The sequence below is a fragment of the Pseudomonas sp. GW822-FHT03F04 genome, assembly GCF_058801405.1.
Genome location: NZ_JBXANF010000005.1, coordinates 145,685 through 171,037 on the forward strand (window position 1 = coordinate 145,685; position 25,353 = coordinate 171,037).

General features: G+C 60.7%; 27 protein-coding genes. 19 read left to right on the forward strand and 8 right to left on the reverse strand.

Features of this window, described 5'->3' with window-relative positions; genetic code table 11:
• Positions 1-1,111: 1,111 nt before the first annotated feature.
• From AC1RMX_RS13125 to AC1RMX_RS13175, 11 genes are all read left to right on the forward strand, one after another.
• The gene (locus AC1RMX_RS13125) at positions 1,112-4,780 is read left to right on the forward strand and encodes an indolepyruvate ferredoxin oxidoreductase family protein (RefSeq protein WP_493072185.1); all 3,669 of its coding nucleotides are present in this window, start codon (positions 1,112-1,114) and stop codon (positions 4,778-4,780) included.
• A gap of 56 nt (positions 4,781-4,836) precedes the next feature.
• Positions 4,837-5,916 (forward strand): AfsA-related hotdog domain-containing protein, encoded by a 1,080-nt coding sequence (locus AC1RMX_RS13130; RefSeq protein ID WP_493072187.1) that lies wholly within the window; start codon positions 4,837-4,839, stop codon positions 5,914-5,916.
• Entirely contained in the window at positions 5,913-7,094 is a 1,182-nt protein-coding gene (locus AC1RMX_RS13135) for an oxidoreductase (protein WP_096822582.1), read from the forward strand. Before AC1RMX_RS13130 ends, AC1RMX_RS13135 begins: the two co-directional genes overlap by 4 nt.
• Positions 7,091-7,864 (forward strand): SDR family NAD(P)-dependent oxidoreductase, encoded by a 774-nt coding sequence (locus AC1RMX_RS13140; protein ID WP_096822581.1) that lies wholly within the window; start codon positions 7,091-7,093, stop codon positions 7,862-7,864. The genes AC1RMX_RS13135 and AC1RMX_RS13140 overlap by 4 nt, the downstream gene beginning before the upstream one ends.
• The gene (locus AC1RMX_RS13145) at positions 7,864-8,670 is read left to right on the forward strand and encodes an SDR family oxidoreductase (RefSeq protein WP_192558353.1); all 807 of its coding nucleotides are present in this window, start codon (positions 7,864-7,866) and stop codon (positions 8,668-8,670) included. Before AC1RMX_RS13140 ends, AC1RMX_RS13145 begins: the two co-directional genes overlap by 1 nt.
• Positions 8,671-8,708: 38 nt before the next feature.
• Complete coding sequence (locus AC1RMX_RS13150) at positions 8,709-9,035, forward strand: hypothetical protein (RefSeq protein ID WP_096822579.1); 327 nt, start codon at positions 8,709-8,711, stop codon at positions 9,033-9,035.
• 46 nt (positions 9,036-9,081) lie between these two features.
• A complete protein-coding gene (locus tag AC1RMX_RS13155) occupies positions 9,082-10,440 on the forward strand; it encodes a class I adenylate-forming enzyme family protein (RefSeq protein WP_493072190.1) in 1,359 nt (452 codons plus the stop codon).
• A gap of 33 nt (positions 10,441-10,473) precedes the next feature.
• Positions 10,474-10,716: an acyl carrier protein gene (locus AC1RMX_RS13160; RefSeq protein ID WP_096822577.1), complete on the forward strand. Its 243-nt coding sequence runs from the start codon at positions 10,474-10,476 to the stop codon at positions 10,714-10,716.
• Positions 10,713-11,774: a 3-oxoacyl-ACP synthase III family protein gene (locus AC1RMX_RS13165; RefSeq protein ID WP_096822576.1), complete on the forward strand. Its 1,062-nt coding sequence runs from the start codon at positions 10,713-10,715 to the stop codon at positions 11,772-11,774. Before AC1RMX_RS13160 ends, AC1RMX_RS13165 begins: the two co-directional genes overlap by 4 nt.
• A 92-nt stretch (positions 11,775-11,866) precedes the next feature.
• On the forward strand, positions 11,867-12,484 hold the full coding sequence (locus AC1RMX_RS13170) for a hypothetical protein (RefSeq protein WP_255261971.1): 618 nt from the start codon (positions 11,867-11,869) through the stop codon (positions 12,482-12,484).
• A 106-nt stretch (positions 12,485-12,590) separates the two neighbouring features.
• Positions 12,591-13,505 carry a LysR family transcriptional regulator gene (locus AC1RMX_RS13175; RefSeq protein WP_493072192.1) on the forward strand — a complete coding sequence of 305 codons (915 nt, stop codon included), beginning with the start codon at positions 12,591-12,593 and terminating at the stop codon, positions 13,503-13,505.
• Here the strand turns inward: AC1RMX_RS13175 and AC1RMX_RS13180 are convergent.
• From AC1RMX_RS13180 to AC1RMX_RS13195, 4 genes are all read right to left on the reverse strand, one after another.
• Positions 13,495-14,262, reverse strand: a complete 768-nt coding sequence (locus AC1RMX_RS13180; protein WP_493072194.1) for a substrate-binding domain-containing protein — start codon at positions 14,260-14,262, stop codon at positions 13,495-13,497. The two genes, AC1RMX_RS13175 and AC1RMX_RS13180, sit on opposite strands and share 11 nt — an antisense overlap.
• A 13-nt stretch (positions 14,263-14,275) precedes the next feature.
• On the reverse strand, positions 14,276-15,568 hold the full coding sequence (locus AC1RMX_RS13185) for an MFS transporter (RefSeq protein ID WP_493072196.1): 1,293 nt from the start codon (positions 15,566-15,568) through the stop codon (positions 14,276-14,278).
• A 225-nt stretch (positions 15,569-15,793) separates the two neighbouring features.
• Positions 15,794-16,858: a M48 family metallopeptidase gene (locus AC1RMX_RS13190; protein WP_096822572.1), complete on the reverse strand. Its 1,065-nt coding sequence runs from the start codon at positions 16,856-16,858 to the stop codon at positions 15,794-15,796.
• Between the two features lie 20 nt (positions 16,859-16,878).
• Positions 16,879-17,475 carry a LemA family protein gene (locus AC1RMX_RS13195; protein WP_096822651.1) on the reverse strand — a complete coding sequence of 199 codons (597 nt, stop codon included), beginning with the start codon at positions 17,473-17,475 and terminating at the stop codon, positions 16,879-16,881.
• 208 nt (positions 17,476-17,683) lie between these two features.
• Between AC1RMX_RS13195 and AC1RMX_RS13200 the strand changes: the two genes are divergently transcribed.
• Positions 17,684-17,992 (forward strand): RcnB family protein, encoded by a 309-nt coding sequence (locus AC1RMX_RS13200; protein ID WP_493072198.1) that lies wholly within the window; start codon positions 17,684-17,686, stop codon positions 17,990-17,992.
• Positions 17,993-17,995: 3 nt separating this feature from the next.
• Here the strand turns inward: AC1RMX_RS13200 and AC1RMX_RS13205 are convergent, their stop codons facing one another.
• Positions 17,996-19,081, reverse strand: coding sequence for a diguanylate cyclase domain-containing protein (locus AC1RMX_RS13205; RefSeq protein ID WP_493072200.1), 1,086 nt, complete (start codon positions 19,079-19,081; stop codon positions 17,996-17,998).
• Positions 19,082-19,241: 160 nt separating this feature from the next.
• Here AC1RMX_RS13205 and AC1RMX_RS13210 point away from each other — a divergent pair, with 160 nt between their 5' ends.
• Both AC1RMX_RS13210 and AC1RMX_RS13215 read left to right on the forward strand, forming a co-directional pair.
• Entirely contained in the window at positions 19,242-19,580 is a 339-nt protein-coding gene (locus tag AC1RMX_RS13210) for an FKBP-type peptidyl-prolyl cis-trans isomerase (RefSeq protein ID WP_192558344.1), read from the forward strand.
• A 36-nt stretch (positions 19,581-19,616) separates the two neighbouring features.
• Positions 19,617-20,027, forward strand: a complete 411-nt coding sequence (locus AC1RMX_RS13215) for a hypothetical protein (RefSeq protein WP_096822569.1) — start codon at positions 19,617-19,619, stop codon at positions 20,025-20,027.
• A 74-nt stretch (positions 20,028-20,101) separates the two neighbouring features.
• Here the strand turns inward: AC1RMX_RS13215 and AC1RMX_RS13220 are convergent, their stop codons facing one another.
• Both AC1RMX_RS13220 and AC1RMX_RS13225 read right to left on the reverse strand, forming a co-directional pair.
• On the reverse strand, positions 20,102-20,383 hold the full coding sequence (locus AC1RMX_RS13220; protein ID WP_096822568.1) for a hypothetical protein: 282 nt from the start codon (positions 20,381-20,383) through the stop codon (positions 20,102-20,104).
• 9 nt (positions 20,384-20,392) lie between these two features.
• Entirely contained in the window at positions 20,393-20,764 is a 372-nt protein-coding gene (locus AC1RMX_RS13225; protein WP_096822567.1) for a DUF6124 family protein, read from the reverse strand.
• A 584-nt stretch (positions 20,765-21,348) separates the two neighbouring features.
• On the opposite strand from AC1RMX_RS13225, the gene AC1RMX_RS13230 reads away from it, so the two are divergent.
• The 4 genes from AC1RMX_RS13230 to dmeF all read left to right on the forward strand — a co-directional run bounded on the left by AC1RMX_RS13230 (position 21,349) and on the right by dmeF (position 23,381).
• A complete protein-coding gene (locus AC1RMX_RS13230) occupies positions 21,349-21,672 on the forward strand; it encodes a type II toxin-antitoxin system RelE/ParE family toxin (protein WP_065258430.1) in 324 nt (107 codons plus the stop codon).
• A 3-nt stretch (positions 21,673-21,675) separates the two neighbouring features.
• Positions 21,676-21,987, forward strand: coding sequence for a helix-turn-helix domain-containing protein (locus tag AC1RMX_RS13235; RefSeq protein ID WP_096822566.1), 312 nt, complete (start codon positions 21,676-21,678; stop codon positions 21,985-21,987).
• A 180-nt stretch (positions 21,988-22,167) separates the two neighbouring features.
• Complete coding sequence (locus tag AC1RMX_RS13240; RefSeq protein ID WP_096822565.1) at positions 22,168-22,443, forward strand: metal/formaldehyde-sensitive transcriptional repressor; 276 nt, start codon at positions 22,168-22,170, stop codon at positions 22,441-22,443.
• 11 nt (positions 22,444-22,454) lie between these two features.
• On the forward strand, positions 22,455-23,381 hold the full coding sequence (gene dmeF, locus AC1RMX_RS13245; RefSeq protein WP_493072204.1) for a CDF family Co(II)/Ni(II) efflux transporter DmeF: 927 nt from the start codon (positions 22,455-22,457) through the stop codon (positions 23,379-23,381).
• Here the strand turns inward: dmeF and AC1RMX_RS13250 are convergent.
• Complete coding sequence (locus AC1RMX_RS13250; RefSeq protein ID WP_493072206.1) at positions 23,378-24,478, reverse strand: cytochrome P450; 1,101 nt, start codon at positions 24,476-24,478, stop codon at positions 23,378-23,380. The two genes, dmeF and AC1RMX_RS13250, sit on opposite strands and share 4 nt — an antisense overlap.
• A gap of 79 nt (positions 24,479-24,557) precedes the next feature.
• Between AC1RMX_RS13250 and AC1RMX_RS13255 the strand changes: the two genes are divergently transcribed.
• Positions 24,558-25,313, forward strand: a complete 756-nt coding sequence (locus AC1RMX_RS13255; protein ID WP_493072208.1) for an ArsR/SmtB family transcription factor — start codon at positions 24,558-24,560, stop codon at positions 25,311-25,313.
• Positions 25,314-25,353: the final 40 nt, after the last annotated feature.

A 25,353-nucleotide genomic window follows, 5' to 3' on the forward strand; every position in this document is an offset into this window, starting at 1 on the left:
AACTTGTATGACGGGTGTAATGTTGTGAAGAGGGTTGCTTGATTCGCCGGTATTGCTCAATAAAAGCAGCAGCTTATTCGATAAAACGAAGTCTTTTTTATGGTTTTTAAAAGCAGAGCAGGGTGGTTGTGTGGACTAGGTAGTTCATTAAATTATTTTGTTTGTGAAACTTTCGTAACAGTGATTGACAATGCAATTCCTCCGAACTTACTATTTTCCCCGCAAAAGCAGGTCGTTAAATGATCGTTGCAGGGAGTTTGCAAATAACGATTGTTTATCCCGTTTCACCGCAAACAAGAAGTCTGCGGCGAGGCGGTTGCGACCACACACCTGTATTGTGCTGGCCGCTTGGCAAGGCGCCGCAGCAAGTATCAGGTCTCATTCGACAGGGTGGGCAGGAAAGCCCGCTTGAAGTTAAGTTTTCATAAGGATTTGAAACCTTGTACTCGAATTCCAAGGGGGCGGCACGCCCGTTATCTGTGCCTGTCCGGCTCGCTTGCGACACGCCCCGCGTGGCGGCTGGCAAGCGTTTGCCCGTTGACGCGGCGCCCATCTTCAAAACATCCAACAACGTAATGTGCACTCGGCATTTCTCGACGTCGAACGTGCGCATTTTGCCCTTGGCCCGGCGGGCTACCGAGCATTCGTTCATTTTCAGCTCGCGTTTCAGGCGGCGGGCCGGGCGCTTCTAATTTCCAGAATTTCAGTCAAACGTCTTTAAACCACGCTCTTCGTGGCGGCCGGATGCTGTACTTGATTTGAAGCGCACTCGCGAACTTTAGATTTATGTCCGGGCTTTTTTAGTTATTTAAACCTACGGCAATGGTCGGGAATTGTTTGTTTTAAAGTTTGCCGATGGTTTGCGCGAGCGCACCAGGAAAAGTTGTGCCCGGGGTTGTTGGCTTGACGGAATAGTGGCGTCAATGATTTTGCGATGAATGAGTATTCGAGCGGTTGCGAACCGCTTGTTTCAGGTCTTGCAAGAGGGGCCTGATGGCGAAGGTGTAACTCTCGGGATCTGATGGAAGATCACTGTAAGTACTGAATTCGCATTCGCTGTAGTGGGTAAACAAGCACATTTAACGTGAAGTTTTCATAAGGATTTGAAACTGTGTACTCAGACGCCATTGATCCGGAACACCTGCGGCTTCAGTCCGACAAACACTCACAGGGGACGCCCACGGCAGCGGCCGGGAAAGGGGCAGTTGCAGCGTCGCAGTCTGGCCGCCAGCCTGAGGCTCACTCCATCTATTCGCGTGAATCCGCGACGCCGAACGGGCGCATTTTCCTGAGTGGTCAGCAGGCGCTCGTGAGGTTGCTTCTGTCCCAGTCGGCGCTGGACCGGGCCAACGGCTTGCGCACCGCCGGGTTCGTCAGCGGCTATCGCGGTTCGCCTCTGGGGGGCGTGGATCGGGAGTTGATGAAAAGCAAAGACGTGCTGGAAAGTGCAGATATCCGCTTCCTGCCTGCCATCAACGAAGATCTGGCGGCCACGGCACTGATCGGCACTCAACGCGTCGAGACCGATCCGAAAAAGCGCTATGACGGTGTCTATGGCCTTTGGTACGGCAAGGGCCCTGGCGTCGACCGCTCCGGGGACGCGATCAAGCACGGCAACTTCTACGGATCATCGCCCAACGGGGGCGTCCTGGTGGTCACCGGCGACGACCATGGCTGCGTTTCGTCGTCGATGTCCCATCAGTCCGACCGCACCCTGATGGCCTGGGGGCTGCCGGTGATTCACCCGGCGGGACTGGCCGATTACGAACGCTGCGGCCTGTGGGGCTGGGCGTTGTCGCGGGTGTCCGGGCTATGGGTCGGCTTCAAGGCCATCACCGAGACTGTTGAGGCCACCACCTCCGTCGAGTCGTCCCCGTTGCCAGGATTCGTCACGCCCGATATCGATCCGGGGCCGGACGGCCTGCACTGGCGCTGGCCCGACCTGCCGGGCATGCAGATCGAGCGGCGGCTTCCCTACAAATTCGACGCTGCCCGTGCATTTGCGCTGGCCAACCCGATCGATATCGCCGTGACGGCACCGGAGCAGCCGAGGCTGGTGATCGGCGCAATCGGCAAGGCCTATGGCGATGTACGCCAGGCCTTGCAGCAGGGCGGGGTTTCGCTTGAACAGCTGGAAAGTGCCGGTGTGGCACTGCTGAAGATCAATCTGGTCTACCCGCTGTCACCGGTGCTGGAGGCCTGGGCGAAGCGGGCCGATCAGGTGCTGATCGTCGAAGAGAAGCAAGCCATCGTCGAAGAGCAACTCAAGCAAGCGCTCTACAACGCGGAGTCCGGGCAGCGTGCCGTCATCCTGGGCAAGCGTGACGAAAGCGGCGCTCCGTTGATTTCGGATCACGAAGAACTGAGGCCGTCGCGCCTCGCGACGATGCTTCAACAACGGCTGCAAGGTCTGGGCATCACACTGAGAGTGCCCGAGTACTGGTATCTGCCTGCGGTTAGCCGGACTCATGACTGGATCCGCCGTACGCCGTACCTGTGTTCGGGTTGCCCGCACAACACCTCCACCCGAGTGCCGGAAGGCAGCGAGGCGCGGCTCGGTATCGGCTGCCACGCGATGGCGGCGCGCATGCCGGAACGTGCAACCAGCGGCAGCGTGCAGATGGGGGGCGAAGGGGTCGACTGGCTGGGGCAGGCGCCCTTCGTCGAAACCCCTCACATTTTCCAGAACATCGGCGACGGTACGTTTTTCCATTCTGGCTATCTGGCAATCCGTCAGGCCATTGCGGCCGGCGCGACCATCACCTACAAGCTGCTGCACAACGATGCGGTGGCCATGACTGGCGGCCAGCCGATCGACGGCAAACTGACGGTCAAGAAAGCCGTCGAACTGATGCAAGCCGAAGGCGCCCACCGGGTCGTGGTGGTGGCGGACGATCCGCAACGCTTCGAAGCGCCGGGCAGCCTTCCGCAGGGCGTCGAGCTGTTCCACCGTGAGCGGCTGGAAGAGGTTCAGCGACAGTTGCGCGAGACACGGGGTGTCAGTGTGCTGGTGTTCGATCAGGTCTGCGCCATCGAGGGGCGTCGGCGCAAGAAACAGTTGCCGACGCCTGTCATGAAAACCGAAGTATTGATCAACGAAGCCGTGTGCGAAGGCTGTGGCGACTGTCAGGTCAAGTCCAATTGCCTGTCCGTGACACCGGTCGCGACTCCGTTCGGCACCAAGCGCCGGATTGATCCCCACGGATGCAACACCGATCTGTCCTGCATCAAGGGCTTCTGCCCGAGCTTTGTCACGGTGACCGGCAAACCGCGCGCGCAATACCGTCGGCAAGCCGACAGCCGCCAGGTTCTGGCCCGCGCCGAGGCACTGGCACTGCCGTCTTCGTGCTCACTCGAAACCCCGTATGAAATGCTGCTGGCAGGCATCGGCGGCACCGGAATCGTGACGGTGGCACGCACGGTTGCCCTGGCTGCGCATCTGGACGGCCGGGCGGTCAGCGTGCTCGATTTCACCGGGTTCGCCCAGAAGGGCGGGTCGGTGCTCAGCCATGTGCGTCTGGCTAACGCGGCCGACGTGCTGCACCAGCATCGCATCGACCTGGGTGGTGCCGACCTGTTGCTTGCGGCCGATCTTGTGGTTGCCAGCGAAGACGATGCATTGACGACACTGCGGGCAGGTAAAACGGTGGTCATTGCCAACACCGCCCAGACCCAGACGGGAGCGATGCTGCGCAATACCGAATTGCGCATCGAAACCGCCGCGATTCAAGCCTTCCTCAAGCAACGGGTGGGTGCCGAGCACTACCACGCGCTGGATGCGGCACAACTGGCCAACAACCTTGTCGATCCGATGCAGGCCAACATGCTGTTGCTGGGTTATGCCTGGCAGCGGGGGACGGTGCCGGTGTCGCTGCAAGCGCTGAAAGAAGCCATCGATCAGGCCGGCAGCGCCGCCGCCAACCACCTGGCGTTCGCCTGGGGGCGGCTGTGGGCTCAGGAGCCGGCGTTCGTCATGCCATATCTCGACCCGGCCAGTAACGACGTGTCGCCGGTGTCGATCATCGACCTTGCCGCTCGGCGCGAAAGCATCGAACGGCTGGTCGAGACCCGCAGTGTGTTCCTGACCCACTATCAGGACGCGGCCTATGCAGCACGCTACCGTCAGGTGATCGACCTGCTTCGTTCGACGCCTGCGATCGGCGATGACAGCCCGCTCACCGAGGCCGTGGCACGCAACCTGTTCAAGTTGATGGCCTACAAGGACGAGTACGAAGTCGCGCGGCTGCTCACAGACAGTCGCTTCATGGCGCCAATCAAAGCCCGCTTCGAGAGTGGTGTCAGGCTCAAGTTCCACTTCGCGTTGCCCCTGATGCGCAACCGCAAGGACGGCAACGGCGAGCCGAAGAAGATCGCCGTCTCCGGTTGGGTGTTGCCGCTGCTGAAGGTGTTGGCCAAGGGCCGCGTGTTGCGCCACACCCGCTTCGATCCGCTGGGCTGGTCCGCCGAGCGCCGTGAGGAGCGGCGTCTGTTGCTCGACTACGAGCAGACACTGCAACGCCTGCTGCCAAACCTGAGCGCGGAGAACCTGCCGTTGTTTGTGGAGTGGGCGAATCTGCCGGACTCGATTCGCGGCTATGGCCACGTCAAGGAGCGGTCGATCGCCGCCGCACGGCAGCGGGAAAAAGAGCTGATCGTGCAAATCGTGGCGGGCACCCACAGCCTGTCGGTGGCCCCGGTCGTCGAGACCTGGCTGCCGCAATCGACCCTCGCCCCGCAGCCCCCCAAAGGCGAAGCGCGGGACGTCAAGCAGGCCTCGTAGCCGGCGGGATTTCACCTGCCTTCAAGACAACAACGACCAGAATGAGTGGACCCGACATGAACAACGAGAGCATTTCACCGGAGCTTTTGCACAAAGGCTCGACCGATGACGTACTGATCTGCGCCCCGAGAGTCGCGCTGCCGCTACACATCGACGAAGCGCTTCTGCAGGCTGCCGACAATGACCTGTTGGCGCGCCGGTTTTCGGCCGGCAGTGGCTCGCAGCGAACCTTTGAGCTGACACCCGACGTGCAGAAAAGGAGCCGCGTGGGCGGCACGGAGGCGGACGACGAATGGAGCCGGGTGAGGGCGCTGCCGTACCAGATCGTCACTCCGGCCCTGCTGGAGGGCGCGGCTGCCAACGTCAGCCCGGAGCAGGCAGTGGCGAGTTTGTGCGAGTCGGTTCCGGCCATCCGCCGTGCCAGTTCGTTCCGCTTCATCAACAACGCCGACAACTACTTTTTCTACCGCAAGTCCCACGAACATGTGCCCGGCACCATGTTCATCGAAGCGGCGCGCCAGGCGGTGTATCACCATCTGTATCACCACACCGGTTATGCGCGGGGTGACGTGACCGTCAGCGTCAATGAACTGAACGCGAGCTTCTTCGCCTATGCGGAGTTGATGTACCCCATCGAACTGGTGGTCGACAACATGACCCCGACCGACAGCACATCGCCGAAGAAAATCTTCTTCCGAGTGGCGTTCTATCAGCGGCAGACCCTGTTCACCACCATCGACACCAAGGCTACGGTGATCGACATCCGCCTGTTCGAGAAAACGCGGAACATCTTCATTCAGTCCAGCGACTGGTTCGCGCCCATCGACCCTTCGAAACTGGCGTGCAGCGTCAGCGATGGCCAGGGCCGCAAGGCCGATGTGGAGTTGCTGGGCCTGGGCAAGAGCGGCTGCGTGACGACGATGCCGGAGACCGACTTCATCGACTCGGCCAGGCTGCACATCCGTTATGAAGGCAAGCTGGATTTCTCCTCCGCCATCCTCAGTGGCGGCCACGGCCGGCACGCGTCGTGGGAATTCCCGGCACTGGGGTTCGAAGACCTGCAGACTCTGAGCGACATGATCAAGCGTGGATTCGTCAATCTGGACGAGGCGGCCCTCGGGGCGTTGCGCGCATGAGCAATGACATCGACGAGCCGATGCCGGCCACCGGCGTGCTGCAACTGGGCGCGCAGGTGGTTGCGAAAAACCGGATGTACTTTTCGTCCCTGGGCATGGATCTGTGTGACGAACACGGCTTGCCCTTGCCGGCGTTCTTTGCGGTCTACCGATCGCTGATGGACGGCGGGGCCGGTTTCGGCTTTCTCGGCAACGCCAGTGTGGATGCCGACGCACGCTACAACAGCCGTGGCCTGAAACTGACGTCGCCGGCTCACGCCGACGCCTTGCGTCCGCTGTTCGAAGTCGCCCGGCAGAGAAGCTTTCCACTGGGCGTGCAGCTGCAGCACTACGGCCCGCAGTCGATGCCGTCGGAGCAGGGCATCATCCTCAGCCCGAGCGGTATCGCGTCCGCTGCGATCCTCAAGGCCTATCCCCAGGCGCGGGCGGTGGCGATGTCGCACACGCAGATCCTGCGCTGCGTCGATCAATTCTCGTCTGCCGCCCGGCTTGCGCAAGCGGCCGGTGCCGCCCTGATCCAGGTCCAGGCATCGAACGGCTATCTGGTCAGCAGTTTCCTGTCGCCGCGGACCAACCACCGCGAGGATGAATGGGGCGGCAGCCCGCTCAAACGGGCCCGATTGCTGCTAGCCATCGTCGAAGGCATCCGTGCGGCCACCGGCGATCAGGTGCCGGTCACCGTGCGTTTGGGCATCGACGACGGGCTGGGTGAGGAAGGCCAGCGCGCGAGTCTGCTGGGGGATGTCGTGGTCGCGCTCGAGGCCGCCGGAGTGGCGGCCATCACCTGTTCCACAGGTGTCAGCGAAACCTTTCCGTTCTTTTTCAGGAACAAGGCGCAGGCGCTGGCCCTGTCGCGTGCGGGATGCCGCTACCTCAAAGGTTTTGTGCGGATTCCGGTGGGTTTCACCGGTTCGGTCAGCGATGTGTCGCAAGCCAACGAAATCATCGAGAGCGGCGATGCCGATTTCGTCGGATTCGGCCGCGCCATGCTGGCCGACAACCATTTCATCGCCAAGGAGCTCACCGGTCAGGCCGGACGGGTCAACCGTTGCCGGGGCGATGCGTTCTGTTTCCGTGACAAGAAGGATCCCATGGCCGAGCGGGTGTACTGCTGCGTCAATCCTGACTACCGCCGGCCGGAAAAACTGCAATTGCACTATGAGGAAAGTCTGAAATGAATTTCACCGGAAAAATCGCCCTGGTTGTCGGGGGTACGCGCGGCATCGGTTTCAACGTCAGCCAGAAGCTCGTCGAAGCCGGTTGCATCTGCTACATCACCGGTCGCAACGAGGATGACGGCCTGACCGCGCAAAGCCGGCTCGGCGAACGCTGCATGTTCATCAAGAGCGATGTTACGGACGAGGCATCGGTGGCCGAGCTGTTCAGGATCATCAACGACCGCCACGGGCGACTCGACCTGGCGGTGAACAACGCCGGCGTCACCTCGAAACACGCACCGATCCGTGACATGGATTTCGCCGACTGGAAACGCGTGCTGGAGATCAACCTGCTGGGCCCGCTGCTGTTGCTCAAACACCAGACGAATCTGATCTCGAAGCATCCGGGTGGCTCGATCGTCAACGTGTCGTCCTGTGCCGGCCTGCTGGGCGTTGCCAGACAGAGTGCCTATTCCACCAGCAAGGCCGCCCTGAACATGCTGACCCAGGTCTGCGCCATCGAGTCTGCGGAGGCGGCATTGCCGGAGCGCCATCCGGTTCGCGTCAACGCGGTGTGTCCCGGCCCGACGATGGGCGGCATGAACTCGGAGGAACGCCTGAAGGCCAACCCGGAGTCCACGAAACACAAACTTCAGGTCACGGTAATGAAACGTTTCGCCGATCCGGGCGAAATTTCTGCGGCGATCCTGTGGCTGCTCAGCGATGCTTCATCGTTCGTCACCGGCACCGTGATGCCAGTGGACGGCGGCTTTTCGGCCGGTAAATTCTGATGAGCACCACAGAGCGCGACCTGCCTCATCCAACTGGCAAACGGGTGTTCATCACCGGCGTGAGCAGCGGCATCGGCGAGGCGCTGACCGAGTTGCATCTGAAACACGGCTATACCGTGTTCGGCACTTCCAGGCGGGAACCCTACCGCTTCATGTCGCACCCGAACTTCCGGTTCCGGTCATTCGATCTTTCGAAAACCGGCGACATGGGTGAGTTGTTCAAAGGGCCGTTCGCCGAGATCCTGAGCCGGGGTGTCGATGTGCTCTTTCTCAACGCGGGGATCAGCGGCAACGTGCCGGCCCGGGGCGAGGAGTTTTCGGTGGCGGACGTACAGCATGTGCTCAACGTCAATGTGCTGGCGAACAAGGCCATTCTCGATCTGATCCTCGCCTCGGCGCATCGACCGACCACCTGCGTGCTGTCGGCTTCGATGGCCGGTGTGCGCTTTCGCGCGGGCACGCTGACCTACAGCCTGTCGAAAGCGGCGCTGGCGGCACTGGGCGGTGTCTACGCCGAAGAAAACCCGGACATCTTCTTTGCCGTGCTGGGCCTGTGCAATGTCGACACCGGGCTGTCGCGGCAAGTGAGCTTCAGTCAGAGGACCGCCGATTTTCCGGATCTGCGTTCCCTTCAACAACGGGCCCTTGCCCCTGGTTACATGATCTCCGCCGCCCAGCGTGCCGAGGACATCCGCGATGTGATCGGCGCACCCGCCGACTACGGCTTGAAAAGCGGCGTGTTCGTCGACATGAGGACCGTGCTGACCCGTCAACCGAAGGCGAACGAGCCGCTACCCCAAACCTAGCGAACCCGTGGACGCACCCCCAATAAAGGAATGTTGGAATGCTGAACGAAGTCAAAACCCTGGTCGAAACCGCTGTGCGGCAACAGGATCTGTTACTGAGCGAACCCATCGACCTGTCCCGTGGTGAAGACAGCCCGCTATATGGCGTCGAAGGCACCATCGACTCCATGACCCTGGTCTCGATCCTCGTCGACACCGAAGAAAAGATCCGCCATCGATTCGGTGCCGAAGTGCACCTGGCCGATACCTCCCACCTGCCTGCGACCGCCACGCCGTTCGCGACACTCGGCACGCTGTGCGCGTATGTCATGAACCGGTTGGAGTCAGCCCTGACGGCGGTCGGTGCAGAGGCTCTGGCCAATTGACTCAACGGTCGCCGTCGTAGGGCGGCACCTTTATCGAGAGGTGGACATGCAAGTCGAAACATTTCTGGAACATCTGAAGGCCGGCGCGGACAGGCCGGCGATCATCAGCGACGAAGGTCGCTTCACTTACGCCGAGCTATGCCGACAGATCGACGCCTATGCCGAGTCGCTGGCGGCGCAATCGGTCAGCGATTGCTGTGTGCTGCTGGTCGACAATTACAGCTTCAACAGCGTCTGCCTGCTGTTCGCACTGTGGCGACGCAACAATGTCGTGGCGTTGTCGGTGCCCAAAAACGGCGAGCAGTTGGTGAATCTGGCGAACGCTGCCGGCGCACGGTTTACCGTGACGGGGAACGGGCCGCAGGGTTACTCGGTGCTGGCGAACGATGGTGCTGCGGTGCCGCCGACTGTCGACGGTCTCCTGTCGCGCCGGCAGGCCGGTTTCATTGTGTTCTCGTCCGGCTCGACCGGGCCGGCCAAGGGCGTCGTGCACGACATCGCACCGTTCTTCGAGCGTTATCTGAAGGCCGAGCAATGTGGCGCGATTCTGGCGTTCCTGCTGTTCGACCACATCGGCGGGCTGGTCACCGTCCTGCAGGCGCTGGCCACACACGGGACGCTGGTCCTGCCCAACGAACGTTCGCCTCAGGAAGTCGGCCGCTGTATCGAAACGTTCAAGGTGCAAACGCTGCACGTGTCGCCGACGCTTTTGAACCTGACGACGATCACCGGCGTGTTCCAGACCTGGGACACCGGCAGCCTGCAACGTATCTATTTCGGCTCCGAGCCGAGTTCGCCCGAAGCCATTCAACGCATCGCCCGCACATTGCCGCAGGTGCGGCTGAACCAGTTGTACGGCATGTCGGAAATCGGTGTGTTGCCCTGTCGGGGTCTGGACGGCGACAGCGCCTGGATGATCGTCGAGGATCCGGCCTACAGCCTGCGGGTGGTCGACGGCATTCTGCAGGTGCGCGGAGCGACCAATATGCTCGGTTACCTGAGCGGCCCGGGCGAGCTGTCCGATGATGGTTATCTGATTACCCAGGACCTGGCGGAAGAGCGCGACGGGTACTTCAGGGTCAGCGGGCGGGCGGTCGATGTGATCAACGTCGGCGGCAAGAAGGTGTTCCCGTCTCACGTGGAGAGCGTGTTGATGGGCATCGACAACGTTTCTGACGTCGTGGTCTACGGTCAGCCCAACCCGTTGCTCGGTCAGATCGTGGCCGCGCGGTTCACCTTGCTGGAACCGGAAACGCTGGAAGCGTTCAAGCCACGTCTGTATGCGGCGATTCGCGACGTGCTGTCACCGGAGCAGTTGCCCCGGCTGATTTCCGTCAGCGACACGCCACTGTTCACCAGTCGCTTCAAGAAAATGCGCCATCCCGGCGTCCTCAGCGGGTCGTAAGACCTGATTACCACGTTATAAGGAAATGACAACATGGCCGTACTCGAAGCAATGCGCGCAAGCATCGCGGAAATCCTGACCCTGCCGCTGGATGAACTGAAGGGCGATGTCCGATTGGAGAACAGTGACAACTGGGACTCGATGGCCAGGATCGGCATTGTCGCCCTGGTGTTCGAATCGACCGGCGTGACGGTGTCTGGCGAAGAGATGGACCGTATCGTGACGGTGCAGGACATCTTTGATCTGGTAACCCTGAAAATGAAGGAAACCGCATGACCCTGCGCACCCTTTGCGGAGTGACCGTGCGTGCGGTCACGTCCGCGTTGCCCGAGCGGCGTGTGGGGCTGGACGACTTCGCCGAACTGTTCGGCGCCAAGGAAGTGGCCCGCATCGCCAAAAGCACTGGCATCGAATCGATCAGGGAAGCCGGATCGCTGGACACGTCCGACCTGGTGATCGCCGCGTGCCGTCACCTGCTGGATCAGGGCGTGTGCGCAGCGCAGGAGATCGACGGACTGATCGTCGTGACCCAGACTCCGGACTCGTGGGTGCCGGGCGTCGGTTTCCTGGTTCAGCAGGCGCTCGGACTGCCCCAGCACTGTCTGGTACTGAACGTGTCCGCCGGTTGCTCGGGGTACGTCACTGCGCTGGTTCAGGCCGGCGCGCTGATCGCCGCCGGCGCCTGCAAAAAGGTGTTGCTGTGCACCGGGGATGTGACCACCAAGCTGCTGGACGGGCGCGACCGGCATGTGAAGATGCTGTTTGGCGATGCGGCGTCGGCCACTCTGCTGGAGGCGGGCGAAGGGACGTTCGAGTTCCTGTGCGGAGCCGACGGTAGTGGTCGTGAGGCCCTGGAATCCGACATCGCCTACACGCCTGAGGGTGACAGCCAGACTCGTGCCTCGATCCAGCGTCTGCAAATGGACGGTACGGCGGTGATGAACTTTGCACTGAACCGGGTACCGCAGACCGTCAAGTCGCTGCTTGAAGCGACGGGGTTGACGCCGGCGTCGCTCGACTTGCTGGTGCTGCACCAGGCAAACGGGTTCATGCTCAACTACCTGCGGCGGATGATCGGCGTCGCGCCGGAGAAGATGCCGATCGACATCGACGATGTCGGCAACACCAGCTCTACATCGATTCCGATTGTGCTGTCTCGCCACAGCGCAGTTGGCACAGCGCAGGCACAGAACGTCGTGCTGTGCGGATTCGGTGCCGGTCTGTCCTGGGGCGCATTGAAGCTCGACCTTCGGCGCACGCTCGCCGTGCCGCCGTGCTACGTGCCTGAAAAGGCCACGCAGGCGGCCGGCACCGGCGAACGTCTGGAAGCCTGACGGGCCAATGCTGTCGGAACTTTCGGGGATGTCTGCGGGCACTCCCGAAAGGACTCCGGATTTCTCCACCGGATGAAAAGGGAAGCCACTGCATGTTCGGGACATTCTGGAAAACGCTCGGGATCTATGGCGACGGAACCGATGCCCACGGGATTTCACCCTCGCCGTTTCTTCCGCGATTCAATTTTTACGAGTTTCACCAATCGGGCGCAATTGATGCTCAGCCCGATGCCATCATCGCCGCCGTGTGTGCCTTGGACATGCGCGCGGATCGGGTGGCCGATGCCTTGCTTCGCCTGCGCGAACTGCCGGCAAAGCTGATCAGAGCCATCGGCAACCGACCGCAACCCGCGCCCGCGCCGTTCGGTTTTGACACCTTCACCTTGCTGCGGCGCACTGACCACGAAGTGTCCCTGGGACTGGCGGGGCGTTTCTGGCGCCCGGATCTGGACGCTTGCCTTGTGGCGGATGCTCCGGCGTTCATGTCGCTGGACGATTCCCGCGTCGCCAGGCTGGTGTTGCGTTTTCAAGTCATCGAGCAGGCAGAGGGCGCACGTACGTTACGCACCGAAACGTTCGTGTTTTGCCCCAACACTCGAACCCGATGGTTGTTCACACCGTATTGGCTGGCGATCCGCCTGGCCAGCGGCTGGATTCGGCGTCGAACCCTGGCGACGATCCAGCGACAATTTCCGGCACCCATCCAGTAGGCCGGGGCTGGCCGCCCTATGGGGGGATCGAATCGAGGTTCTGTAATAATTTGCATCAATTGGTTACATTTATAGCCTCAGCGAATCAATTCCTCCCGAGTCTCCCATGGCCATCAACTTCGACCTCAACGACCTGCAAGCCTTTCGCGCCGTGGTCGAGCAGGGCAGTTTCCGTAAGGCCGCGGACACCGTGCGCATCTCGCAACCGGCCCTGAGCCGACGCATCGAAAAGCTTGAAGACGCCCTTGGCGTGAAGCTGTTCGAGCGCACCACACGCAAAGTCAGCCTGACCCAGGCCGGACGTGGCTTCATGCCGAGTGTCGAGCGTTTGCTGGATGATCTGGACGTGGCGTTGCTCGGCATCAGTGAAGTTGCCTCGAACCGGCAGGGCCACGTTACCGTCGCCTGCGTGCCGTCGGCGGCGTATTACTTCATGCCACGGGTGGTCGCCCGCTATCACCAGCAGTTCCCGCGAATCAAAGTCAAAGTCCTCGACTCCAGCGCCCATGACGTGCTGACGGCAGTGGTCAATGGCGAGGCGGATTTCGGCCTGAGTTTCATGGGTACCCAGGAGGCGGGCGTGGATTTCGAGCCGCTGGTGCAGGAGAGTTACGTGGTGGCCTGTCGTCGCGATCACTCGTTGGCCGGGCGCAGCAGCGTCAGTTGGGACGAGTTTTACCAGCAGGATTACATCTCGCTGGACAAGACTTCGGGCAATCGCTTTTTGCTCGATCAGGCACTGGCGAAGGTGGTGCCGCAGCGGCCGAGCATCTGCGAAACCTTGCACGTGACAACGATGATCGGACTGGTGGAAGCGGGGTTGGGGGTGGCGGCGGTGCCATTGATGGCGATGCCGGCGGCGGATCATCCGATCCTGACGCGGGTGCCGCTGACCGATCCGCAAGTGATGCGCAGCGTGGGCATCATCAAGCGCCGGGGCCGTACGCTGACCCCGGCGGCACTGGAACTGGAGCGGCTGGTGGTGGAAATGAAAGTCCAGCCGCCGAAGGTCAGCGCTTGACCGAGTCCAGCCCCGTGGCCTGTACGTCGGCCTGGGCGGCCGGCGCGGCCAGATAGGCGAGCAACGCCTTGGCTTCCTGCGGATGCTGCGCACCGACCGGAATCCCCGCTGCAAAACGTGTTACCGACTGCACCGACTCCGGAATCTTCCCGACAAAACTCACCCCCGGCACCGGCAGCAATTCGCTGACCTGCTGGAAGCCCAGTTGATAATCGCCGGTGGCGACCACCGAGCCCACCGGGATTTTCGGGATCATCTTGGCTTTCGGTTTCAGCTGATCTTCGATGCCGAGCTTCTTGAACAATTGCTGCTCGATGTACACGCCGCTGGCGCTGTCCGAGTAGGCCACCGATTGCGAATCGAGCAGGGTTTTCTTCAGGGCGTCGACGTTGCTGATGTCCGGTTTCGGCGCGCCTTCGCGCACCACCAGGCCGATCCGTGAATCCGCCAGCTCAACCCGAGAAGCCGGGTCGACCTTGCCTTGTTTGATCAAGTCGTCGAGGGCGTAGCCGACCATGATCACCACGTCGGCCTGCTCACCCCGGGCGAGACGATTGGGGATCGCTTCCGGGGCCTTGCCCATCGACGGGCCGAGAATGGTGTCGAGGGTGTTGCCGGTGTTCGCGGCGAACTTCGGGCCGAGGACTTTATAAGCCGCGGTGAAGCCGCCGGAAGTCATCACCCGCAACTCCTCGGCTTGGGCGAATGCGCTGAAGGCGAGGAGGGCGAGGGCGGTCAGATTGAAGAGCTTTTTCATGTTGGCTGGCTCCTCAAGCGACCGCAGGTTGCAGACGACCGCCCGCACGGCGATACAGATACAGCGTCGCGCACAACGCACACAGCGCGCCGACGCTCATCCAGTAACCCGGTGCGGCTTTGTCGCCGGTGTACTGAATCAGGACGGTCGACATTGCCGGCGTGAACCCACCGAACACGGCAGTAGCGAGGCTGTAGGCCAGCGAGAAACCGGCCACCCGCACTTCCACCGGCATGATTTCGGTCAGCGCCGGAATCATCGCGCCGTTGTACATGCCGTAGATGAACGACAGCCACAGCAGCGACATCAGCATGTGGCTGAAGCTCGGCGCCTGCACCAGATACGACAGCGCCGGATACGTGGTGGCCAGGGCAAGCAACGACATGGCAATCAACAGCGGACGACGGCCAATCCGGTCGGACAGCGCGCCGCCAATCGGCAGCCAGAAGAAGTTCGAAACGCCCACCAGCAACGTCACCAGCAACGCATCCGACGTGCTCAGGTGCAGCACGGTTTTGCCGAAGGTCGGCGCGTACACGGTGATCAGGTAGAACGCGGTGGTGGTCAGGGCAACCATCAACATCCCGCCAAGCACCACGACCCAGTTCTGGCCGAGGGTGCGGAACACTTCTTTCATGCTCGGGCGATGTTTGCGGGCGGCGAACTCTTCGGTTTCCGCCAGGTTGCGACGCAGCAGGAAGATGAACGGCACGATCATGCAACCGACGAAAAACGGAATCCGCCAGCCCCAATCGGCAATCACGTCCGGCGCCATCCACTGGTTCAAGGCAAAGCCCAGCGCAGCTGCAACGATGATCGCAACCTGTTGGCTGGCCGACTGCCAGGCCGTGAAGAAACCTTTGCGGCCCGGTGTGGCAATCTCCGAGAGATACACCGAAACGCCGCCCAGTTCAGCACCGGCCGAGAAACCCTGCAGCAAGCGCCCGACCAGCACCAGTGCCGGGGCAAACAGACCAATGGTTTCGTATCCGGGTACCAGCACAATCAATATCGTGCCGCTGGCCATGATCGACAGGGTGACGATCAAACCTTTGCGACGCCCGACGTCATCGATGTACGCACCGAGCACGATCGCCCCCAGCGGACGCATCAAAAAGCCTGCGCCGAACACCGCGAACGTCATCATCAGGGAAGCAAACTCACTGCTCGCCGGAAAGAACACCGCCGCGATCTGCGTGGCGTAGAAGCCGAACAGAAAGAAGTCGAACTGTTCGAGGAAGTTGCCCGAGGTGACCCGGAAAATAGCGCCGGCCCGCGAGCCGCCGTGTGGGATTGAGGCTGTCATCGAAAAATACTCCACCGCTTTTATGACGTGCGCGACGGGGAGGCGGCGCACGGTTTTTATTGGGGCGGATAGTGGCGCAGGGGGATCGATCTGTTAATTGCATAGTTGGCATGGATTGATGCGCAGGGCGGATCAATCCATCTGGATGGAATCATTCAGACCGGGAGCAAAGGCGCAGGGGTTGGCAGCCAATGCAGACCGGTTCCCGCGCGCGAAAGCGGATGCCTACCCGCGCTCGAGTGCAGCCTCAACCTTTTCAACGGGTGCAAAGCTGCCATCCCACTGTGGATCGATACGCCGGATTCGCTCGCTTAGATTGGGATGCGTGGCAAACAGGCGACTCAGCGGGTTCGAAACACCGGTGCTGAAATACAAATGACTGAACTCGCTGGCCCCTGATGCACTGATCGTCGAACCCTGCGTGTGGGTCGCGATCTTCTTCAGGGCGCCAACAATGCTCTGCGGATTACGCGTGTACTGCACCGCGCTGGCATCGGCGAGGAACTCGCGTTGCCGGCTGACTGCCGCTTTGATCAGGCTGGCGAAGAATGTTCCGAGAAACCCACCGACGAATAGAACAACGCCAACAAACAGCGCAATGCACATCAAAACGAATTCGTTTTTATCGTCCTTGTCCTTTTTTCGGGGTTTGTTGTTCATATTGGCTTTTACCAGAGCGACGAGGATCAACGTTCCGGCCAGCCCCAACACCAGCAGGCCGTGAACAGCTGCCACAAGTTGGGTATTGAGGCGCATGTCCCCGTTGAAAATATGGCTGAACTCGTGGGCGATCACACCTTGCAGCTCATCTCGGGTGAGCAGCGATACCGCGCCTTGGGTAATCCCGATCGCTGCGTCTTCGGGCGTGAAGCCTGCTGCGAAGGCGTTGATGCTCTCGTCCGGCAACAGATACACCGCAGGCACAAGAGTGCCGGAGGCAATCGCCATTTCCTCGACGACATTCATCAAGCGTCGTTCGTCCGGCGTGTGTGCATTGTCGTTGATCAATCTCCCGCCAAGCTTTTGTGCGACGACTTTTCCACCCGCTCGCAGTTGCCAATATTTCACCAGTCCACCGATCAGCACGACGCCGCTTACCGATGCAGCAACGATAGCCAGCGCCTGCAGGGCATCTTTGAGCGTGCCAGTCCCGCTCAAGTATTTGTCGATGCTGGAGAAGACGAAGGGCAGGCTGATGAGTGCAATCATCGTCAGCAACGCGAAGATCATCAGGATCACTAGCCGGGTGGTATGGCGCCGGGCCTGGTGTTGTTGTTCGAAGAAGTTCATGTGCCGTCCTTGGGCGGGAATCAGAAGGAAACCTTGGGTGCGGTTTTGATTGCCAGCGTATCCGCAAACTTCAGCGGCACGGCGTCATCGCGATGGCCAAAACTGGCTGCCAGCAGCACCGCGGGAAAACTCTGCTTGAGGGTGTTGTAGGCCATGACCGCGTCGTTGAAGGCCTGGCGCGCGAAACTCACCTTGTTTTCGGTGCTGCTCAGCTCTTCGCTCAGTTGCTGCATGTTCTGCGAGGCCTTGAGTTCCGGATAGGCTTCCAAGGTCAGGTTCAATCGACCCACGGCGCTGCTGAGTGCGCTGTCCGCCAGGCCCAGTTGCGCGATGTGCTGGGCATTGCCCGGTTTGGCCTGTGCAGCTTCGAGTCCCGCCACGGCGGTATTGCGCGCGGCGATGACCGCTTCCAGGGTTTCGCGCTCATGGGCCAGATAGCCCTTGGCGATGCTGACCAGATTGGGGATCAGGTCATAGCGGCGCTTGAGTTGCACTTCGACCTGGGCAAACGCGTTCTTGATCTCGTTGCGCCGGGCAACGAGCTTATTGAAAAGACTGACAGCGTAGAGGCCCAGAACCGCAAGCAGCACAAGATTGACGATGAGGTAGATTTTCACGGTGATGTCCTTGTTCACTCGGCGGGGGCGCGCGGGATCTTATCGCAAATGAATGCCGTTGACTGTATTCGCTCCGTGGCGGGCGAGCCTCGGTTAGCGTTCCGGGGGATGGCTACAATCTCAAGTCCGGCATCATCAAAAAACAAGGAATGATTCCAGAACCCCGCAGTCGGAGTTCAGGTATCACACATCTGAAGGAGGTTCACCGATGAACAACAAGACCCTGATCGCCAGCCTGGCCCTCGTCGCCGGCATCACCGGGATCAGCCCGCTCGTTCAAGCGGCGCCAACCTCGACCGACACCGTCGAACGTTCGCCCATCGACGGCCGCGAACTGAAGGTCAACGACCGTGCTCCGGATGTCTATCAGCGCAGCGAAAAAGCCATCAACAACTGGAAACAGAAAGGCCTCAAGCAACCCGATCCCCAGGCGCAGTGGGTGCAGATGAACGACAAGTACGTGATGGTGATGATTACCAACGGGACGATTGTGGATATCAAGCCGGTGGAGCGTTAACGCTCACATTCCAAATCCCGGTGCACTTGCCCGCACCGGGCTTTCGCCACCTAACCGATACTGATTATTCCCGCTGCGCTTGGCCTCGTACATCGCCAGATCCGCAATGTGCAGCAGCCGATCCATGGTCGGCGCATGGTCGGGGAACACGGCGACGCCGAGGCTGGTGCCGATGTGGCGCTGGTCGTTGCCGATGGTGATCGGTGGGGACAGTTCGATGAAGATTTTCTGGCAGATGCTCCGCGCTTCGTCCTGCAGATTCAGGCCGGGGGCGAGGCCCTGGAGAATGACCACGAACTCGTCGCCGCCGATGCGGGCGACGGTGTCGCTGACCCGCAGGATGCGTTTCAAACGCGTGGCGGTGGTGATCAAAACGCGGTCGCCGGCGGCATGGCCGTAGCGGTCGTTGATGCTTTTGAAACCGTTGAGATCGATGAACACCAGCGCCACCCGGGTCTCGGTAGCGCGGGCATGCTCCAGCGCTTCCGACAGGCGTTCTTCCAGCACCAGTCGATTGGGCAAACCGGTCAGCGGGTCGAAATGTGCCAGGTGCTGAAGGTAACTGGCCGAGGCCTTCTCTTCGGTGATATCGCGCACCACGCCCATCATCTTGATCATCGCGTCATGATCGTTCTTCACCACATTGCCGGTTTCCCTTAGCCAGCGAATCGTGCCATCGGGCCAGACCACGCGGTATTCCTCGTCGTGGTTTTCGCCGGTTTCCAGGCAACGCAATTCCCCGGCGCGCACCTTGGCGCGGTCGTCCGGGTGGACGCAGGAGCAGAACAAGGCGTAGGACGGCGTCACTTCGCCGATCTTGAAGCCGAACATGCCGAAGATTGCGTCGGACCAATAGAGCCGATCAGTGTCGACTTCCCAATCCCAGGTGCCGATCCGGGCGAAATACTGACTGCGCTTGAAGCGTTCGGCATCGCCATCCTGGTGAATGTTCTGGCCTTCGGCGGCGCGGGTGAGCAGTTCGCGATACTCGGCAAGCTGCCGACGCAGGGCACGCTCGCGACGAATCAGCACGGCGATCACGACCATCAACACAACGAAAATGGCGAAGCTGATCCAGAGTTGAGTCATTCAAGCGGTGCTGTCATGGCGTATCGATCCGGGAGTGATGGCGTGTCGCTATCTTAATTCACGGCCAACGCCGGAAACAGCGGCAACCTTGGGTCAAACGGTTGCCAATGGCCGGCATTTCTGGGAAAACGGCGGCCAGCGGAACAATAGAGTGAATGTTATGAATGATGAACTGCAGATAATCGATCTTCAGCCCGGCGACGGAAAAGCCGCCGTCAAAGGCGCATTGATCACCACCCAATACACCGGTTGGCTGGAAGACGGCACCGAATTCGATTCGTCCTGGAGCCGGGGCAAACCGTTCCAGTGCGTGATCGGTACGGGCCGGGTGATCAAGGGCTGGGACCAAGGGATCATGGGCATGCAGGTCGGCGGTAAACGCAAACTGCGGGTGCCGGCGCATTTGGGCTATGGCGAGCGGACGATGGGCAAGATCCCGCCGAATTCGAATCTGGTGTTCGAGATTGAGTTGCTCGAGGTTTTGACGCGGGAGGATTGATTCCGGCGTTTGATGATCACAGTCAGGAATTGGCGCATGGACGTGTGGCACATGATTTTCCAGTTTGCCGAGTGGTTGGGCGAGAAGCACTCGTCGCACGGGCGCTGGTCTTACGGGTATATGGCTGTGCTCAACGCTGCTGTGGCGGTTGGCACTTGGGTTGTGGCCAGGGAACAGATAGCAAAGAGCAAAGTGCTCAAGGATCGTGTGACGACGACGCTGGCGTCTCGAAGCCTGACAGTGACTTCCTTTGCAGAAGAAGGCGGGCAACAGGTCAGATTCACCGGCGTTCTGCTGGAGGAAGAGGGGGTTTATACCGTGACCCTGACTCGCCAGGATGTTCAAGGCTCCATCGTTTCTTCGAGCGACGGATTGCACTCGTTGGAAGAGGTCGATCGTTACTTGAGAGGTCATACGCCGTTTATCCTGTCTGACTTTCGGCGCTGATTGCGTCCGCCTATACAACCCGCTGCCTCCTTTTACGGAGCCAGCGGGTTTTTTCTTGCCTGTTACCTGAGGCGTTACGCAGCCATTGCCATCTCATCCAGCGTTGCGGCAACCGTGCTGGTCAGGCTCGGAAATCTGCGTTTTACGCTGTGGAGTGCCGGCATTACGCGGTCCCGGTCCAGTTTGCCGTGATCGCGGGCGAGTTGGACGAGGACGTCGAGGGCGGCGGTGACGATGGATTTTCTTTCGCTTTCGAGCAGGAGCAGGCAAGCCTTCTCGGCCCATTGGCTGTCTTTCTCGTTGAGGCCGATGGAGATCAGGGCGGCGACGACTTGTGCATCGGATTTGCTGGCCATGGTGTTTCCTCAGATCGCGGGGTCAATGGTGTCCAGCGCCCTGTTGACCGCCAGTTCGCCGAACATCACCACTTGGGCGATGCCCAGCACGGTACTGCGGTAGGGCGGGTCCAGCAGCGCGGCGAAGTCGCTGAGCATCACGCTGGCCGAGGCCATCGATTCGCAGGCGTGGGCCAGCAGGGAATGCTGATCCATGTCGGGGGCGACGAGGAACATGCGGCCGGGGCAGTGTCGTTTCGGGGCGGAAGGTTTCAGGTAGTGGTCGAGGGCGCGTTCGGCGGCTTCGTGGAGTTTTTTTGAATCGGTTGTGGAGTAGGGAGAGGTCGGGTCGGATTCGGACGATACGTCTGTTTCCGGAGGATTAGGCGTTGGCTTGATCATTTGCTTGGAAACCTCCAAAAGAGGCTGACACGTTCTTGCGACTAAACAATAGGTGGCAGCTGTACGCAGGTTAGTCGACCAGTATCCAAGCACTACTGGCGCGCCCTAGAGCGCCCTACGCACAGCCGCCATTGAGTACAGGCGTGGAAATGCCTGACTGAAAAACAGCTTGCGAGCTTGGATAAAACGCCGAGCGACTAAACCCGTTCACTGACCATTCAGTGATGCGAATCAAGTTACGGGCAGGCCCCAAACCGCACAAGCCGGCGGATTCTGGCGTAGTTGTAGGCAAAGGCGCAAGGCGATGTAGCCTCCCGGATGGGGGCAAAATGATGCGTCATTTTTCAGTCCGCCTTCGCGAGCAAGCTCGCTCCCACAGGGGGGCTGTGTCGGCTTATCAGGGGTGCTGGCTCGCGAAATTCTGCTTTGTGATACCAAATGTCAGATAAGCCAATTCAAACTTGATTTATATCGGTTTCGATATAGTCTGCTGGTATGTGATCGCTGCCATTCCTTGCAACACACCGCCGCCACACGATTCTGTCCGGGCTATTACGCTTTTCCTTCCAACACAGGAGAAGCCAATGCCAAGACACAAGGACGTGGTGTTTGTCGGGAGTGCGCTCAAGGATCTGAGAGCTTTTCCCCTCGATGCTCGCAGAGCCGCAGGATTCCAACTGGATCTGTTGCAACAGGGCGACGAACCCTTTGACTGGCGCCCCATGAAAACAGTCGGGCGGGGCGTCAATGAAATCAGAATCACCGAGGATTCAGGGGCGTTTCGAGTGTTTTATGTGGTCAACCGGCCTGACGCGATTTATGTGCTGCACGCCCTGCAAAAGACCACGCGCAAAACCGAGACGCGAGACATAGAACTGGCACGGGCCAGATATCAGGAAATAGGTTGAACCATGACGGATCATCAAAACTCTTCCCAGCGTTTCGCAAGCGTCTGGGATGCACTGGAAGACACGCCGCAGGAAGCGGCCAACATGCGTCTGCGGGCCAAGCTGATGCGTACGCTGTGCGAAACGATTCGTGCCTGGGAGCTTCCGCAGAAGGAGGCGGCCAAGCGTCTCGGCATCACGCAGCCGCGCCTCAACGACGTACTCAACGGCAAAATCGACAAGTTCTCTCTCGATGCGCTGGTCAACCTGTCGGCCGCAGCGCAACTGGATGTAGACCTCTGCTTCTCGTCGTCCTCGCCACTGCAATGGGCCTGACAGACGAGGGTACCCAACGGCCCTGCCTCTGAAAAACCTTCCAGAGGCGGCGCCATCTGACGCGCCGCCTCATTCTTTCGCATCAAAATCTCAACCCGCGACGGACGGTCGAAAACAGGCCTTGCCCCTATCGATCGGAACAGCGACTATGCTCTCCATATAGGGGTAGGGGGTATAGGTATGTCGCACACGCACGAACACAAAGGTGAGTTGCTCAATCGGGTCCGGCGCATTGCCGGGCAGGTTCAGGCAGTTGAACGGTCGCTGGAATCCGAGGCCGATTGTGCCAAGACGTTGCACCTGATGGCGGCGATTCGCGGCGCGGTCAACGGTCTGATGGAACAGTTCATCGAGGCCCATGCCCGCGAGCATGTCGCCCATCCCGACCTCAGCGATGAAGCCCGCGCCCAGGGCGTGGAAGAGTTGCTGCAAGCCATCCGCCGTTATTCCAAGTGAGCACCGACCCCATGAATCTGACGACTCGGTCTGACGACTTTTCCCACGATCACCAGTTTCTTGGCGCGTCCCATGACGACAACGCCCGCCGCACCTTGTGGGTGGTGGCGCTGACGTTCGTGATGATGATCGGCGAAATTGCCGCCGGTTACCTCACCGGTTCCATGGCACTGCTGGCCGATGGTTTCCACATGGCGACCCACGCCGGCGCCCTCGGTATCGCGGCGGCGGCCTATGGTTTTGCCCGGCGCAACGCCAACAACCGGCGCTACAGTTTCGGCACCGGCAAGGTCGGCGATCTGGCGGGTTTTGCCTCGGCGATGGTGCTGGGGCTGGTGTCGCTGGGGATTGCCGGGGAATCGGTTTTCCGCCTGTTCGAGCCCACCAGTGTGGCGTTCGGCGAAGCAACCTTGATCGCCGTGATCGGCCTGGGCGTCAACCTGCTCAGCGCCTTTTTGCTGGCTGGTCATCACGGTCATCATGACCACGGCCATAGCCACGATCATGGCCATCACCACCATCACGACAACAACCTGCGCTCAGCCTACGTGCACGTATTGGCCGATGCGTTGACGTCGGTGCTGGCGATTGCCGCGCTGCTTGCCGGTCGCTATCTGGGCTGGGTCTGGATGGACCCAGTGATGGGCATCGTCGGTTCCATCGTCATCGCCAAATGGGCCTGGAACCTGATGCGCGACAGCGCCGCCGTGCTGCTCGACACCACCGATGAACCGGTGGCTGAGGAGATCCGCGAACTGCTGGAAACCTCCGACGATGTGCGCATCAGCGACCTGCACGTCTGGCAGGTCGGCCCGCAGGCACGAGCGGCGATTGTCAGTGTGGTGGCGGCTGCGGGCGTGACTGCCGAGGCGATTCGCGAGCGTCTGGCACCGGTGCATGAGCTGTCGCACCTGACCATCGAATTGCGCAACGCTTAAGTCGTTGCCTCGCAGAACAATGGAATCCGCCCATTGAGAGAAGGGCGGTAATGCCAGGCGAACCGCTTCAGGTCGATGTCATGGGCGAGGATTTCACCGACGGTGGCGCTGGCAATGGTCATCGCCAACCTTTGCCCCGGGCATTGATGACGACCGCTGCCGAACGTGAAGCTGCGGCGGTTCGCGCGATCCGGCAGAAAACAATCCGGGTTTTCATTCAGTGCCGGGTCGCGGTTGGCTGAGGCGAGCAACACCAGAATCACGTCGCCCGCTTCAAGTCGCACGCCGTCGATTTCGCAGGTGTTCGCGACAAAACGTCGGGTGTTCTGCACTGATGGATCGAAGCGCTGCACTTCGGCCAGCAGCGAATCGACTGACACGTCGTGTAATTCAGGCTGACGCTGCAACGCCACCAGCGCGTTGCCGATCAGGCCGGCGGTGGCTTCAAAGGTCTGCGAGCAAAGGCCGATCAGGTTGGCGATCAGCACGTCTTCTTCGCCTGAAAAGCGCTGTTGGATGTCGGCGAGAAACGGGTTTGGCTCCGCCAGTAATTCAATGAAGTAACCGTACAATTGCTCAGCCGCTCGATGCGCTGCCGCCAGTTGCAGGTCATTGCTCAGCGGTGAAAGGCACGCCGCGAAATCCGCCGTCAGTTCACTGATGACCCGCGCCTGCGCCGGGGTGAAGCCAAGCAGCGCTGCAACCACGCTCACCGGGCCGCGAAACATTGCTTTATATAAGCCGTCGGCATCGTTAGTCACCAACCGTGCGGCGACCAGCGCCCTGACATCTTCGTCATTGATCAGCCCCAGCGGCGGCTCAATGGCCGAACGTGGGCAGCGCTGAGCTTCGCCGTCATTCATGCGCATCAACTGGCCAAACACCTTGCCCGCCATGCCATCGGCGATGGCTTTGGGCACCGGTTCCTGCACCGGGCGCACCCGGCAATCCGCATGCGCCAGCACCGCGCACACCGCTCGGGCGCTGCTGGCGATCCACAGTTTCAGTCGGTGATGAAAGGTCAAACCGCCCGCCGCGCGCAGTTCGGCGTAGTAAGGGTAGGGATCGGCGTGAGTCGCAGCGATGATCGGGTCCATGGTTCGCAACCTTGTCGGTGGGGAAAGTGTTGCTACTATCTCCAGTCCTTGAGGGTGATGATTCGTCCGGGAGCGAATTATGCGCGCAGAACATCAAGACATCGGCGTCTCGCAAGTGGCCGCCGCCATCGCGGAACCGGCGCGAACCAAAATGCTGTGCTCGCTGATGGACGGCCACGCCCGCACCGCCACGGAGCTGGCGACCCTCGCCGACGTCAGCGCTTCGACCGCCAGTGCGCACCTGGCCAAACTCAAGGACCTGGCATTGGTGCGCCTGCATGTGCAGGGCCGCCACCGTTATTACCGTCTCGCCGACAAACGCGTGGCCCAGGCCCTCGAAGCGCTGATGGTGATCGGCCAGAACCCCGCGCCGGCCTTCAAACCCCACACACCGGATCGCCTGCAATTCGCCCGTACTTGCTACGACCACATGGCCGGGACGTTGGCGGTGTTGCTGCATGACCGGTTGTTGGAGGGCGGTTGGCTGGTGGAAACCGATGAGCAGGCCTACCGCTTGAGCGAGAGCGGAGAGGCGCTGTTCGAAGGGGTGGGCATTGAGGTCAGGGATCTGTCGACCTTGCGCCGACGCTTTGCCTGCCCGTGCCTGGACTGGAGCATGCGCCGGCCGCATCTGGGCGGATCGCTCGGGGCGGCGTTGTTGCAGACCGCGTTGAAGCGCAAATGGGTGACGCAGGATCTGGACAGTCGGGCGCTGACGTTGACGGCGACGGGGCGCAAGGAGATGACAGCGCGGTTCGGAGTGAAATGGCCCGAAGCGATGCAGCCTGTCCCGGTGCGTAAATCCTCGACCATCGCAGCTGACAGCCGACTGTAATAAGTCTGACTGACGAAGGGGCGTTTTACGGCTTGTGGCC

Coding starts and splice junctions, on each gene's coding strand:
- AC1RMX_RS13130 (WP_493072187.1), top strand. CDS start 4,837: ATGAACAACGAGAGCATTTCACCGGAGCTTTTGCACAAAGGCTCGACC.
- AC1RMX_RS13135 (WP_096822582.1), top strand. CDS start 5,913: ATGAGCAATGACATCGACGAGCCGATGCCGGCCACCGGCGTGCTGCAA.
- AC1RMX_RS13140 (WP_096822581.1), top strand. CDS start 7,091: ATGAATTTCACCGGAAAAATCGCCCTGGTTGTCGGGGGTACGCGCGGC.
- AC1RMX_RS13145 (WP_192558353.1), top strand. CDS start 7,864: ATGAGCACCACAGAGCGCGACCTGCCTCATCCAACTGGCAAACGGGTG.
- AC1RMX_RS13150 (WP_096822579.1), top strand. CDS start 8,709: ATGCTGAACGAAGTCAAAACCCTGGTCGAAACCGCTGTGCGGCAACAG.
- AC1RMX_RS13155 (WP_493072190.1), top strand. CDS start 9,082: ATGCAAGTCGAAACATTTCTGGAACATCTGAAGGCCGGCGCGGACAGG.
- AC1RMX_RS13160 (WP_096822577.1), top strand. CDS start 10,474: ATGGCCGTACTCGAAGCAATGCGCGCAAGCATCGCGGAAATCCTGACC.
- AC1RMX_RS13165 (WP_096822576.1), top strand. CDS start 10,713: ATGACCCTGCGCACCCTTTGCGGAGTGACCGTGCGTGCGGTCACGTCC.
- AC1RMX_RS13170 (WP_255261971.1), top strand. CDS start 11,867: ATGTTCGGGACATTCTGGAAAACGCTCGGGATCTATGGCGACGGAACC.
- AC1RMX_RS13175 (WP_493072192.1), top strand. CDS start 12,591: ATGGCCATCAACTTCGACCTCAACGACCTGCAAGCCTTTCGCGCCGTG.
- AC1RMX_RS13180 (WP_493072194.1), bottom strand. CDS start 14,262: ATGAAAAAGCTCTTCAATCTGACCGCCCTCGCCCTCCTCGCCTTCAGC.
- AC1RMX_RS13185 (WP_493072196.1), bottom strand. CDS start 15,568: ATGACAGCCTCAATCCCACACGGCGGCTCGCGGGCCGGCGCTATTTTC.
- AC1RMX_RS13190 (WP_096822572.1), bottom strand. CDS start 16,858: ATGAACTTCTTCGAACAACAACACCAGGCCCGGCGCCATACCACCCGG.
- AC1RMX_RS13200 (WP_493072198.1), top strand. CDS start 17,684: ATGAACAACAAGACCCTGATCGCCAGCCTGGCCCTCGTCGCCGGCATC.
- AC1RMX_RS13205 (WP_493072200.1), bottom strand. CDS start 19,081: ATGACTCAACTCTGGATCAGCTTCGCCATTTTCGTTGTGTTGATGGTC.
- AC1RMX_RS13210 (WP_192558344.1), top strand. CDS start 19,242: ATGAATGATGAACTGCAGATAATCGATCTTCAGCCCGGCGACGGAAAA.
- AC1RMX_RS13215 (WP_096822569.1), top strand. CDS start 19,617: ATGGACGTGTGGCACATGATTTTCCAGTTTGCCGAGTGGTTGGGCGAG.
- AC1RMX_RS13220 (WP_096822568.1), bottom strand. CDS start 20,383: ATGGCCAGCAAATCCGATGCACAAGTCGTCGCCGCCCTGATCTCCATC.
- AC1RMX_RS13225 (WP_096822567.1), bottom strand. CDS start 20,764: ATGATCAAGCCAACGCCTAATCCTCCGGAAACAGACGTATCGTCCGAA.
- AC1RMX_RS13230 (WP_065258430.1), top strand. CDS start 21,349: ATGCCAAGACACAAGGACGTGGTGTTTGTCGGGAGTGCGCTCAAGGAT.
- AC1RMX_RS13235 (WP_096822566.1), top strand. CDS start 21,676: ATGACGGATCATCAAAACTCTTCCCAGCGTTTCGCAAGCGTCTGGGAT.
- AC1RMX_RS13240 (WP_096822565.1), top strand. CDS start 22,168: ATGTCGCACACGCACGAACACAAAGGTGAGTTGCTCAATCGGGTCCGG.
- dmeF (WP_493072204.1), top strand. CDS start 22,455: ATGAATCTGACGACTCGGTCTGACGACTTTTCCCACGATCACCAGTTT.
- AC1RMX_RS13250 (WP_493072206.1), bottom strand. CDS start 24,478: ATGGACCCGATCATCGCTGCGACTCACGCCGATCCCTACCCTTACTAC.
- AC1RMX_RS13255 (WP_493072208.1), top strand. CDS start 24,558: ATGCGCGCAGAACATCAAGACATCGGCGTCTCGCAAGTGGCCGCCGCC.